This is a genomic window from Sediminibacillus dalangtanensis (assembly GCF_017792025.1).
Lineage (GTDB): Bacteria > Bacillota > Bacilli > Bacillales > Amphibacillaceae > Sediminibacillus > Sediminibacillus dalangtanensis.
Window position 1 is genome coordinate 311,097 of the sequence record NZ_CP046956.1, and the last position, 11,424, is coordinate 322,520.

The following is an 11,424-nucleotide window of genomic DNA, read 5'->3' on the forward strand; positions in this document are numbered from 1 at the left end:
CGTAACTGGATTAAAACAAAAAGCGTCGCGGGCTTCGGCCCGCAGAGCTGGATTAAAACGTGTGAAGTTCGTTGATGTCTTCCTTCTTATCTAGTTTTGAAGGTACACTTTTCTTAAAAGCATACCGATGTCTGGTGGCAATAGCGGAGAGGCCACACCTGTTCCCATGCCGAACACAGCAGTTAAGCTCTCCAGCGCCCATGGTAGTTGGGGCTTTGCCCCTGCGAGAGTAGGACGCCGCCAGGCATAAATATCTTTTCTTATAAGTAACATATAAATGTTATTTACACTGTCGCGGGGTGGAGCAGTCTGGTAGCTCGTCGGGCTCATAACCCGAAGGTCGCAGGTTCAAATCCTGCCCCCGCAACCAATTAATTTTCTTACAACGTTGAATTTACTTCTTCGCAAGAAAATGATAGTAGTACTTGAAAGAGTGCAACCAAAATATTTCACTTACTACGTCGAGTTACTCCTTGGCAAGTGAAAATCCAGGTACTTGTAAGAGTGCAACCAATTAATTTTCTTACAACGTTGAATTTACTTCTTCGCAAGAAAATGATAGTAGTACTTAAAAGAGTGCAACCAAAATATTTCACTTACTACGTCGAGTTCTTGCAACGTTGATTATACATAGTGGTCCGGTAGTTCAGTTGGTTAGAATGCCTGCCTGTCACGCAGGAGGTCGCGGGTTCGAGTCCCGTCCGGACCGCCACTTACATATCAAACAATAATGACAAGCCTTAGGAATACTTCCTAGGGCTTTATTTATGTCTGTTTAACAGATAATCCTAAACAATTAAAGTTAAATAAAGGAAAAAAGCTATGGGATGCGAAAAGAGCCTTTCATTTGTAAAACTTTTTCCTCTTATCATACCTCTCAACGTGACGCCTCCTTTTCTTTTTCTTACCTGTTTTGCTATGATGGAAATAACATTATAAACTGAGTGAGGAAATTGCGAATGGATGAGTTTTCTTTTATTCGATCCATTGCCCCGAAAGTGCATCGTCAATCCGGACTAATCAAAGGGATCGGCGATGATACGGCAGTGTTTCGACAACCGTATCAGGATATTGTTACAGCTGTGGATACTTTCGTAGAGGGTGTTCATTTCACCAGCGAAACGATGGATCCATATCATGTTGGCTATAGAGTATTAGCGGCAAATATAAGCGATATTGCCGCAATGGGAGGTACGCCTGCCTTTTATATGATAGCAATCGTTATCCCGGAAGGATGGACAGAAGAAGGCTTGGCATCCATCTATAAAGGGATGGATGATCTCGCTTCCTTGTATCATATCGATTTGATTGGCGGGGATACTGTCTCAGGAAATGAATTATCCATTTCTGTCACCATCATCGGGTATGTAGAACAGAATAAAGTACGGTACAGAAGCCATGCCAGAGAGAAGGACATCGTTTTTGCCACCGGTACTTTGGGAGATTCCTCGGCTGGGTTGTATTTGCTGACCAATGAGGATAGTCGTCTGTCGGAAGAGGCAAGAAATTACTTGATTAACAGACACCGGATGCCGTCTCCGAGGGTTGCGTTTGCCAAAGCGCTGCATGCCGCCGAAAGAGTCGCTTTGAATGATATCAGTGACGGGATAGCCAATGAAGCTGCAGAAATTGCAGAAGCATCAAATATTTCCATTCATTTATACGACGAGCAGATTCCTGTTCATCAGAGCCTTAAAAGGTTCAACAGGGAACAGCAGCGGAAGTGGAAGCTTTTTGGCGGAGAGGATTTTGAGTTGATCGGAACGGTGCCTGAGCAAGATTGGCCTATCGTTGCAGCGGCATCAGGTAAGGCGAAGATTCCTGTCACAAAAATAGGCTTTGTAACCAATCCGGCTTCTGAGGCAGGAAGCGTTGTATTGCATGAAGGAAACCGCCAGACAATCCTGGACAAAGCAGGCTATACACATTTGAAATAGGTGAGAATAGAGATGGAAGAGTTAACGATAACGACACAGACAGAGGCAGAAACAAGAAAAATAGGAGAGAAGCTTGCATTATTACTGAAGCCCAATGATGTATTGACACTTGAAGGGGACCTGGGAGCCGGAAAAACAACCTTTACTAAAGGGCTGGGTGCGGGTCTTGGAGTACGTAGAACGATTAACAGTCCTACTTTCACCATCGTAAAAGAATACACTGGTGAACTCCCGTTGTTCCATATGGACGTGTACCGTTTGGAAGACAGCGATGAAGACATCGGTTTTGATGAATATTTTCACGGTGGAGGGATCACGGTGGTCGAATGGGCTCATTTTATCGCTGATTTTTTGCCGGTCCACCGCCTGGATATTGACATACGATTGAATGAACAACAGGAACGGGAGATTACATTCTACCCGAGAGGACATCATTTTGAATCCATTTGTAAGGAGCTAGCTCGATGAATATACTTGCGATAGATACCTCCAACCAAGTAATGGGGATTGCCATTCTTAAGGATGGTTTGCTGGCCGGAGAGTATACAACCAATGCCAAGAAAAATCATTCCGTTCGCCTGATGCCGGCGATCGACCAACTGATGAAGGAAACAGAGATGACACCGGAGCAGCTCGACCGGATAGTGGTGGCTAAAGGACCCGGATCTTATACCGGTGTAAGGATTGGTTTGACCACTGCAAAAACAATGGGATGGGCACTGGATATTCCCGTGACGGGTATGTCGAGTTTAAAGGCACTCGCATTGCAAGCACAGCTGACGGACGCGGCGATCTGTCCGTTTTTCGATGCCCGCAGAGGGCTCGTTTATACCGGTCTTTATAAAAACAAGAACGGCGCCCTTTCGTTAGAAGAAAATGAAGTGAACATCCTGTTTACCGAGTGGTTGGAAAAATTGGCGGACCGTGGTGAACCGGTCGTGTTTCTAAGTCCCGATATCGAATTGCATCGTCCGGTTATCACTGATTGTATGAAGGATTTGGCCATCATTCCGGAGCTCGTCAGCCATTATCCGCGGGCTGGATATCTTGCCGAAGCCGGAGCAGTTGAAGATTCGGAGCCGGTCCATGCTTTGACACCAGAATATTTACGGCTAGTCGAAGCAGAGGCCAAATGGCTGGAACAACAGGGGAAGAACTAATATGTCAGATACAATCATCAGGCAAATGAGGGTAGAGGATATCGATCAAGTCATGCAAGTGGAAGCAGTCAGCTTCGGAACACCCTGGACGAAGGACATTTTCGTAAATGAATTGAAGGAAAACCCGTATGCCGTTTATTTCGTCATTGAAAAAAGCGGTACGGTCATCGGCTATTGCGGATTATGGGTGATTATCGATGAAGCACAAATCACCAATATCGCGATTCTCCCGGAGCACAGAGGAAAAAAGTACGGCCAGGCATTATTCCACTTTGTGATCAATCAGGCAGTAGCCTTAGGGGCAAAGCAGCTTTCTCTGGAAGTGAGAGTATCCAATCTGCCTGCTCAGAACATGTACAAAAAATTCGGGCTCGTTCCGGGCGGCATCAGGAAAAACTATTACACAGACAATTATGAAGATGCATTAGTAATGTGGGTGAAACTATGACAAATAACGATGTATATATACTAGGAATAGAAACGAGCTGTGATGAGACAGCAGCGGCCATCGTCAAAAATGGAACGGAAATTGTCTCGAATGTGGTTGCTTCTCAGATCGAGAGCCATAAACGGTTCGGCGGAGTGGTGCCGGAGGTGGCGTCCAGGCACCATGTAGAGCAAATCACCATGGTATTGGAGGAAACATTCCAACAGGCCGATATGACTGCTGAAGAAATGGATGCCATCACTGTGACAGAAGGACCTGGATTAGTCGGCGCTCTGCTTGTAGGTGTCAATACCGCCAAGGCGCTTGCTTTCGCCAAACATAAACCATTAATCGGCGTCCATCACATCGCTGGGCATATTTATGCCAATCGTCTGGTTAAGGAGTTCCATTTTCCGCTATTGGCGCTCGTTGTTTCCGGCGGTCACACAGAATTGATCGTCATGCATGAGCATGGCTCTTTTGAAGTAATCGGTGAGACGCGCGATGATGCAGCGGGTGAAGCTTATGACAAAGTTGCCAGGACATTGAAACTGCCTTACCCAGGTGGCCCGCAAATGGATCGCCTCGCTGCCGAAGGAGCAGCAAACATTGACTTTCCAAAGGCGTGGCTGGAAGAAGGCTCGTATGATTTCAGTTTCAGCGGGTTAAAATCTTCCGTCATCAACACCCTGCACAATGCAGTGCAACGCAAGGAGACGCTGAAGGATGCGGATGTAGCAGCCAGCTTCCAGGCGAGTGTTGTGGAGGTATTGTCGGAAAAAACGTATCGGGCGGCACAGCAGTACGATGTGAAGCAAGTCATTGTAGCAGGCGGAGTCGCTGCCAATAAAGGATTACGTACAGCCCTGAATAATAAGTTCGACGATGCCAAGCAGGAGTTGTTGATACCTCCTCTAGAGTTGTGTACAGATAATGCAGCGATGATCGCTGCTGCAGGCACAGTCGCTTACCAGCAAGGACATCGGGCGGGATGGGACTTAAATGCCAATCCATCGCTTGATTTGGAGCGGTATGGAAACAGAGGCTCAGCCCGGTAATATAGGTATAAGGAAAAGAAGCTGTTCCCTGCATTTTCTTAGGGGACAGCTTCTTTTCTGTTATGAGTAAAACACTTATCAACAGGATTACTATTGTTATGTGGAAAAAAACAAGTAATCCTTGGGAGAGTAAGCGTGGATATGTTGACAGCTTCTGTGGATAAACGGAGGTTTCTATGTGGATGATGGGGATAAAACGGTGGAAAACTTATTATATCGGTCTTGGTATGTGTGTAAGTCTGTGCATAAGTCACTCGTTTGAATGGATGTAACCTTTCGATTTGGTTATAGGCTAGATGAGCTAGGTTATCGATGCACAGCACCGGCAAAATTTCTCCATTAAAAAAGGATGGCACCTTTTACTGGTACCATCCTTTTTCAATCTTCATGAAGCTCTTCCCATTCTTCCATCAACTTTTCCAACTGTAAATCCTGATGTTCTTTTTCTTCCGTCAGTTCCAGCGCCTTTTCGTGATCCTGATAAACCTCGGGATCACAGAGCAATGCATCGATCTCTTCCACTTGTTTTTCTGTTGCTTCAATTTCCTGTTCAATTTCCTGAATCCGCCGTTCTTTTCTCCGCTTTTCTTTTTTCAATTCTTTTTCCTGTTCGAAAGTCGTCTTTGCAGCGGCTGCTGGCTGCTCAGGAGTGTTTTCCTGCTCGCTCAGCTGTTGCAATTCATATTCCTCTTGTTTTTTATCGAGGTAATAATCATAATCCCCTAAATAAATGGTGCTGTTAGCAGGCTGCATTTCGATAACCTGTGTTGCCAGTCTGTTAATAAAGTAACGATCGTGGGAAACGAACAGAATCGTGCCAGGGAAGTCGATCAATGCTGACTCCAGTACTTCTTTGCTGTCCAAATCAAGATGGTTAGTCGGTTCGTCGAGTATCAGCAGATTGGCTTTTTCCATCATCAGCTTGGCAAGAGCCAGTCTGGCTTTTTCGCCTCCGCTCAAGCTGGTTACATTTTTCAGCACATCGTCTCCGGAAAAAAGGAAGTTCCCCAGAACGGTACGGATGTCCTTTTCATTGGTCATCGGATACTCGTCCCAAAGCTCGTTTAAGACCGTTTTGTTGGAATGCAATCGGGTTTGTTCCTGGTCGTAGTAGCCGATTTGCACATTGGTTCCGAGCTGGATGTTCCCCTTGGCTTGTTTCAAGTCGCCGACAATCGTTTTCAGCAGTGTGGTTTTACCGACGCCATTCGGTCCGACCAGGGCGATACTATCTCCGCGAGAAACATCGAAGGTTAGATTGGAAAAGACAGGCTCGTCGCTATCCTCGTAACGAAACGCAAGGTCCTTCACTTTCAATACGTCATTCCCGCTGCGGCGGTTGATATCGAAGGCAAATTTTGCCGAGGACTCGTCTCCCTGCGGCTTATCGAGCCGTTCCATTTTTTCCAGCTGTTTCCGGCGGCTCTGTGCCCGCTTTGTTGTAGAAGCACGGACGATGTTTTTCTGTACAAACTCTTCCATCCTTTTAATCTCAGCCTGTTGTTTTTCAAATTGTTTTACATCCCGTTCGTAATTGGCTGCCTTCTGTTCCAAGTATTTGCTGTAATTCCCATGGTATTTCGTTGAATGATTCCGGGATATTTCGTAGACGGTCTCGACCGTTTTGTCCAGGAAATAGCGGTCGTGGGAAACAATCACGACAGCGCCACTGTAATTGTTCAAATACCCCTCCAGCCAGGAGAGGGTTTCGATATCGAGATGGTTGGTTGGCTCGTCCAAAATCAGGATGTCCGGCTTGGATAAGAGCAGTTTGCCCAGTGCCAGGCGGGTCTTCTGGCCACCGCTCAACTCTGCGATCGACGTGTCCCAGTCCTGTGCATAGAAATGAAGCCCGTTCAAGACGGACTTGATGTCGGCTTCATATTGATAGCCGCCCTCCATTTTGAAGGCCTGTTGTTTGGCGTCGTAAGCAGCCAGCAGTTTTTGATAGGCATCCTGATCTTCAAGCACATCCGGATCGCCCATTTTCAATTCCATTTCCCGAAGTTCTTTTTCCGTATCGACAAAGTGCTGAAATACGCCCAGCATTTCCCGCCAGATTGTCTGATCTGATTCAAGACCCGTATTTTGGGCGAGATAGCCAAGCGTGGTTTCTTTCGGTTTGTGGATTTCGCCCTCGTCATAGGGCAGGATTCCCGCGATTATTTTCAACAGCGTCGATTTACCGGCACCGTTGCGGCCGACGACCGCAATCCGGTCATTAGTCTGCACTTCTAATTTTATATTGGATAAGATAAGCTCAGCGCCATATCTTTTTGTGATGTCATTGACTTGCATTAAAATCATTTTGTTCACCTCAATGCTTTAAGTGTATCTTAATCCTCTTTACGGTGGCAAGCATCACAGCAATGCTCTCGGCGATTATTTGGTTTCATACATTCCGTCGATTTCGAGGCATGGAAAAGAATGTGAATAAAATCACGACTTATTGCTGAATTTTTGATAAACTAAAGAAGTTAAACAAAATAAGCAAAAGTACTTGTATAAAGGAAAGCTCTTTCCCAAACTTTGTAACATTGTAAATGATAAACAGCATCTATTTGATAGAGACTTTAATAACTTCTTTGATTTTCTAATAAGGTGTACTGCTAGAGCGAACTCCATATAACACTTCGCTTTTGATGAGCACGGTTGTACATGGTTTTGTTACTTGCGAGGAGTCGAAGCGATCCTTGTCTTCATAAGCTAAGTACTTCTTCTAGGGTAGCAGAATCATGTTATATCATTGGAGTCTGCACATTCAGAAGCCGCTGATAATACCGACTACAAAGGAAAAAGCTCGGTGAAAAACAATAACATACTTACGGCGGAGGAAATCCACGGAGACTCCTGCGGGAGGAAAGGCCTAGGGGAGACCCCACAGAGCGCAGCTCGAGGAGGCTCACCAGCCGCCCGCGGAAAGCGTAGTGGATTTCCGCAGCCACACCCATTTGTCCAGAGAACAAAGCAAAGTGTTTGTGGAAAACTGTCTAATCAAAAAAGATAACGGTTACGAAATGATAGGATGCACAGGAGCTTTATAGCTGGTCATCGATTATCCGAAAAAGGCATCGATAAACCTGAACCACCGCACGAATGAGCGGGAACAGGACAGAAGGGCAACTGTAAGGAGGATATGTATGAATAACGAGCAAAATAAAATACCACAAGCAACGGCAAAGCGCCTGCCACTATATTACCGATTTATCAATAACCTGCACCATCAAGGGAAACTGCGCGTTTCTTCCAAGGAGCTGAGCGACGCGGTCAAAGTAGATTCCGCAACCATCCGCCGGGACTTTTCTTATTTCGGTGCATTGGGAAAAAAGGGATACGGCTACAATGTCGAATACCTGCTCAGTTTTTTCCGGAAAACCCTTGATCAGGATGAAGTGACCAAGGTCGCACTTATCGGTGTCGGGAACCTTGGAACGGCTTTTCTCCATTATAATTTCATGAAAAACAACAATACGAAAATTGAAATGGCCTTCGACGCCGATCCCAATAAAGTCGGTTCAGAAATCGGCGGGGTACCGGTTTACCATGTAGATGATTTGGAAGATCATTTGCAAAACACGGCTGTCGCCATACTGACGGTTCCTTCCACAGAAGCCCAGGGAATTACCGAACGATTGGTCGAAGCAGGTGTCTCCGGCATCCTTAACTTCACACCCGCACGGATTACCGTTCCCGATCATATACGGGTGCATCACATCGATTTATCCGTCGAGCTACAGTCGCTGGTATACTTCCTCAAGCATTATCCGCTGGAAGAAGAAGAGGGAGAGTAACCCTGCATACCCTCTCGCGGAAAAGGGTATAGGTTTACGATTTACCGTAGACTTATGGGGGGTGGACGTATCAAGAAAATAGACGCCAAATGGCTGGTTGTCGTTTCTGTTTTATTTGGCACTTTCACCGTGATTTTAAACAACAGCATGCTGAATCCGACCTTGCCGCACTTCATTGAGTTGTTCGACTCCAACGCTGTGTCGGTGGGCTGGATTTTGACGATTTTCATGGTATCGATGGGGATGACGATGCCGCTGACTGGATACCTGGGCGATCGTTTCGGCAAGAAAAAGATTTACTTGATTGGTTTATCGATTTTTTTGGTCGGCTCGTTGTCCGGTGCATTGTCGCATACCTTGGGGATGATGATCGCTTCACGGGCGGTGCAGGGCATGGCAGGCGGTCTGATGATGCCGATCGCTATGGCTTTGATCTTCCAAGCGTTTCCCCGGGAGGAACGCGGGCTCGCTGTCGGTATCTATGGAGTTGCCGCGATGGTTGCCCCGGCAATCGGACCTACCATCGGCGGCTTAATCATCGAATTATTGCCGTGGAATTTTCTGTTTTTATTCAATATTCCGTTTGGACTTATCGGATTGATTATCTCTAGTAAATATTTGATTCCGACCAATCCTGACCCGAATTTGAAATTTGACTTAGCCGGCTTTCTGCTGGTGACGGCTGGTGTCGGGGCGATTTTGTTTGCTCTCGGCAGGGGCTCGACATGGGAACTGTTGACACAGCCGTTCAGTCTGCTCCTGATCTCTGGAGGCGTGGCAGCCATTATCCTGTTCATTATCTATGAACAAAGGCAAAAGCAGCCGTTGCTGGAATTGAGTGTCTTCAAAGTCCCGACTTATGCTGTTTCCATCGTGGTGACGGCCACCGCATCGATCGGACTGTTTTCGGGTATTTTTTTATTGCCGCTGTTAATCCAGAATGTGTACGGGCTAAATGAAATCCAAACCGGACTGTTGTTTCTGCCAGCGGCTTTATGCAGCGGGCTCTTCATGACCCTTGGCGGGAAACTATTGGATAAAAAAGGACCGCGTTATGTGGTTCCACCAGGGTTGCTGCTGTTGGCGGCTACCACCTTTGCCCTGGGGAACCTGCAGCTGTCGACACCATTTTGGCTGATATTGTTGATCAACACGGTCCGTGGGGCAGGACTTGGCATGTCGAATATGCCGGCGACCACCGCCGGGATGAATGCCATTCCGGAAAAACTGGTTGCACAAGGGTCGGCAATGAACAATGTATTGCGGCAAATTTTTTCCGCCTTCGGTATTGTGTTTTTCTCGATTTACTATGAGGTAAGAAGAGCACAAATTTCCTCTGTCAGCGGTTTGGCCGGAGAAGAGGCGGCATTGCAGGCAATCAATGAAGCCTTTCTTTTTTCGTCGCTATTGATGCTGATTGTTGTCCCAATTTCTTTTATCCTGAAAGGGAAACCGAACGACGATACAAAAAACAGCTGACTCGATGTCAGCTGTTTTTTCATGGCCAAAGCTATTTGTTTTTTTTCGACTTGCGGATTTTAACATGCAGACCGATCAATCGGAACGAAACGACAAAATCGAGCGTGGCAAAAATGGCCAGCAGGATCGTAATGAAGTTCCAAATCGTGTCTTCAACTGATTGAGCTGCGATATAGGTGAATACAGCTCCCATTGCAAAATACAAGAAAGCCATAAACAACGGGGATGTTCTCATAAATTGATTAGCCTCCAATTAAAATCATTTGCATTTTTTCCCATTGTTCAAGCATTTGATCAAGTTCTTCCGGGTCTATACTGAACTGGGCGATAACCGTGATGGTGTTCATGGCCATATGGGTGATAATCGGAACGATGATCCGGTTGGTGTGTACATAAAGAAAGGCAAACACCAGTCCCATGCCCGTGTACGTAATGATGTGGGTGACATCCATATGGACAAGTCCGAAAATAATGGAAGATGCTAGCGCGGCGATGAAAAAGTTCATCCGCTTGTACAGACTGCCGAAAATAATCTTCCGGAAAATGATTTCTTCCAAAATCGGTGCAATGATAGTAGGAATGATAATGAAAATCGGAGCTGCTCTGGCGATTTCCATGATCTGCATGGTGTTCTCGGAACCTGGTTTGATACCAAGAACCATCGTTTCAATGATGACAGCTGCATATTGTGCCATGTAAGCCATCGCCACACCGAGTGCACTCCAGCCGATGATACCGCCTGCTCCGGATGCGTTGCGGTCACTGCCCTGCCGCATGTCCGGCCGTAATAACAGCAAGGTGATGACAAGGGCGGCAACAAAGCTGATAATGCTCCAGCTGACACTGAAGGTGAACCGATCTATGTTCAGCATATCGATGAACGGTACGAGAAAAGCTCCGGAAAGCTGCATGATTATATAGGTCATGATGACATACCAATATCGTTTAGGCACCTTTAACTACTCCTTCAAAAACAGATTTACTTTACTACATCATTGTACGTATTTTAACATACAATTAGAATAGTCATGTAGTAGAAGGACTGAAGAGCTCCTGCTGCAGCCTGTAGATGAAGGTTGGCGGGAGTACTTTTTTGCTGTCTGCAGGCCGTTCGTAATTTGTCGAAAAAATTTATGATTACATTGCTTGCAAAATGAAATTGAATTGATTATTATAATAACTGTGTTAGCACTCATCACTGACGAGTGCTAACAAACAAACCAATTAAATAACGGTTAGGGAGGGTTTCACACATGTTAAAGCCACTAGGTGATCGTGTCATTATTGAACTTGTCGAGCAAGAAGAAAAAACAGCAAGCGGTATCGTGCTGCCTGATTCTGCAAAGGAAAAACCGCAGGAAGGGAAAGTCGTTGCGGTAGGTTCTGGACGTGTCACAGAGCATGGAGAAAAAGTTGCTCCAGAGGTAGCTGAAGGAAACCTCATCATTTTCTCGAAGTTTGCTGGTACAGAAGTAAAATACGAAGGCAAAGAATACTTAATTCTTCGTGAGAGCGACATTTTAGCTGTAATCAGCTAAGGAAGCGAAGGACCATTTACAATAACATAATTTT

Annotated in this window: 11 protein-coding genes, 2 tRNA genes and 1 rRNA gene; 11 read left to right on the top strand and 3 right to left on the bottom strand. The window is 45.9% G+C overall.

From position 1 onward, the window contains the following. Positions 1-130 precede the first annotated feature (130 nt). The 8 genes from rrf (at position 131) to tsaD (ending at position 4,582) form a co-directional block, all read left to right on the top strand. Positions 131-246, top strand: a 5S ribosomal RNA gene (gene rrf, locus ERJ70_RS01710). 47 nt (positions 247-293) lie between these two features. After that, positions 294-370: transfer RNA gene (locus ERJ70_RS01715), tRNA-Met, on the top strand. Positions 371-635: 265 nt separating this feature from the next. After that, positions 636-712, top strand: a tRNA-Asp gene (locus ERJ70_RS01720). Between the two features lie 247 nt (positions 713-959). Beyond that, positions 960-1,937 (top strand): thiamine-phosphate kinase, encoded by a 978-nt coding sequence (thiL, locus tag ERJ70_RS01725; RefSeq protein ID WP_209366720.1) that lies wholly within the window; start codon positions 960-962, stop codon positions 1,935-1,937. A gap of 12 nt (positions 1,938-1,949) precedes the next feature. Then, positions 1,950-2,405, top strand: a complete 456-nt coding sequence (tsaE, locus tag ERJ70_RS01730; protein ID WP_209366722.1) for a tRNA (adenosine(37)-N6)-threonylcarbamoyltransferase complex ATPase subunit type 1 TsaE — start codon at positions 1,950-1,952, stop codon at positions 2,403-2,405. Beyond that, positions 2,402-3,097: a tRNA (adenosine(37)-N6)-threonylcarbamoyltransferase complex dimerization subunit type 1 TsaB gene (gene tsaB, locus ERJ70_RS01735; RefSeq protein WP_209366724.1), complete on the top strand. Its 696-nt coding sequence runs from the start codon at positions 2,402-2,404 to the stop codon at positions 3,095-3,097. Before tsaE ends, tsaB begins: the two co-directional genes overlap by 4 nt. 1 nt (position 3,098) lies before the next feature. Next, on the top strand, positions 3,099-3,545 hold the full coding sequence (gene rimI / locus ERJ70_RS01740; protein WP_209366726.1) for a ribosomal protein S18-alanine N-acetyltransferase: 447 nt from the start codon (positions 3,099-3,101) through the stop codon (positions 3,543-3,545). Then, positions 3,542-4,582 carry a tRNA (adenosine(37)-N6)-threonylcarbamoyltransferase complex transferase subunit TsaD gene (tsaD, locus tag ERJ70_RS01745; protein WP_209366727.1) on the top strand — a complete coding sequence of 347 codons (1,041 nt, stop codon included), beginning with the start codon at positions 3,542-3,544 and terminating at the stop codon, positions 4,580-4,582. The genes rimI and tsaD overlap by 4 nt, the downstream gene beginning before the upstream one ends. A 378-nt stretch (positions 4,583-4,960) precedes the next feature. On the opposite strand, the gene ERJ70_RS01750 is transcribed toward tsaD, so the two are convergent. Next, positions 4,961-6,889 (bottom strand): ABC-F family ATP-binding cassette domain-containing protein, encoded by a 1,929-nt coding sequence (locus ERJ70_RS01750; RefSeq protein WP_209366729.1) that lies wholly within the window; start codon positions 6,887-6,889, stop codon positions 4,961-4,963. 833 nt (positions 6,890-7,722) lie between these two features. Between ERJ70_RS01750 and ERJ70_RS01755 the strand changes: the two genes are divergently transcribed. Beyond that, positions 7,723-8,373 (top strand): redox-sensing transcriptional repressor Rex, encoded by a 651-nt coding sequence (locus ERJ70_RS01755; RefSeq protein WP_209366731.1) that lies wholly within the window; start codon positions 7,723-7,725, stop codon positions 8,371-8,373. A gap of 54 nt (positions 8,374-8,427) precedes the next feature. Further along, positions 8,428-9,852, top strand: a complete 1,425-nt coding sequence (locus tag ERJ70_RS01760) for an MDR family MFS transporter (protein WP_245208092.1) — start codon at positions 8,428-8,430, stop codon at positions 9,850-9,852. A gap of 31 nt (positions 9,853-9,883) precedes the next feature. Here the strand turns inward: ERJ70_RS01760 and ERJ70_RS01765 are convergent, their stop codons facing one another. Both ERJ70_RS01765 and ERJ70_RS01770 read right to left on the bottom strand, forming a co-directional pair. Continuing rightward, positions 9,884-10,087 (bottom strand): YdiK family protein, encoded by a 204-nt coding sequence (locus tag ERJ70_RS01765; protein WP_209366733.1) that lies wholly within the window; start codon positions 10,085-10,087, stop codon positions 9,884-9,886. A gap of 7 nt (positions 10,088-10,094) precedes the next feature. Next, a complete protein-coding gene (locus ERJ70_RS01770) occupies positions 10,095-10,805 on the bottom strand; it encodes a CPBP family intramembrane glutamic endopeptidase (RefSeq protein ID WP_209366735.1) in 711 nt (236 codons plus the stop codon). Between the two features lie 300 nt (positions 10,806-11,105). Between ERJ70_RS01770 and groES the strand changes: the two genes are divergently transcribed. After that, positions 11,106-11,390: a co-chaperone GroES gene (gene groES / locus ERJ70_RS01775; RefSeq protein WP_209366736.1), complete on the top strand. Its 285-nt coding sequence runs from the start codon at positions 11,106-11,108 to the stop codon at positions 11,388-11,390. Positions 11,391-11,424 lie beyond the last annotated feature (34 nt).

What these genes read in the sequence shown, in the direction of transcription:
- thiL (WP_209366720.1), top strand. Translation starts at nt 960, where the DNA reads ATGGATGAGTTTTCTTTTATTCGATCCATTGCCCCGAAAGTGCATCGT.
- tsaE (WP_209366722.1), top strand. Translation starts at nt 1,950, where the DNA reads ATGGAAGAGTTAACGATAACGACACAGACAGAGGCAGAAACAAGAAAA.
- tsaB (WP_209366724.1), top strand. Translation starts at nt 2,402, where the DNA reads ATGAATATACTTGCGATAGATACCTCCAACCAAGTAATGGGGATTGCC.
- rimI (WP_209366726.1), top strand. Translation starts at nt 3,099, where the DNA reads ATGTCAGATACAATCATCAGGCAAATGAGGGTAGAGGATATCGATCAA.
- tsaD (WP_209366727.1), top strand. Translation starts at nt 3,542, where the DNA reads ATGACAAATAACGATGTATATATACTAGGAATAGAAACGAGCTGTGAT.
- ERJ70_RS01750 (WP_209366729.1), bottom strand. Translation starts at nt 6,889, where the DNA reads ATGATTTTAATGCAAGTCAATGACATCACAAAAAGATATGGCGCTGAG.
- ERJ70_RS01755 (WP_209366731.1), top strand. Translation starts at nt 7,723, where the DNA reads ATGAATAACGAGCAAAATAAAATACCACAAGCAACGGCAAAGCGCCTG.
- ERJ70_RS01760 (WP_245208092.1), top strand. Translation starts at nt 8,428, where the DNA reads ATGGGGGGTGGACGTATCAAGAAAATAGACGCCAAATGGCTGGTTGTC.
- ERJ70_RS01765 (WP_209366733.1), bottom strand. Translation starts at nt 10,087, where the DNA reads ATGAGAACATCCCCGTTGTTTATGGCTTTCTTGTATTTTGCAATGGGA.
- groES (WP_209366736.1), top strand. Translation starts at nt 11,106, where the DNA reads ATGTTAAAGCCACTAGGTGATCGTGTCATTATTGAACTTGTCGAGCAA.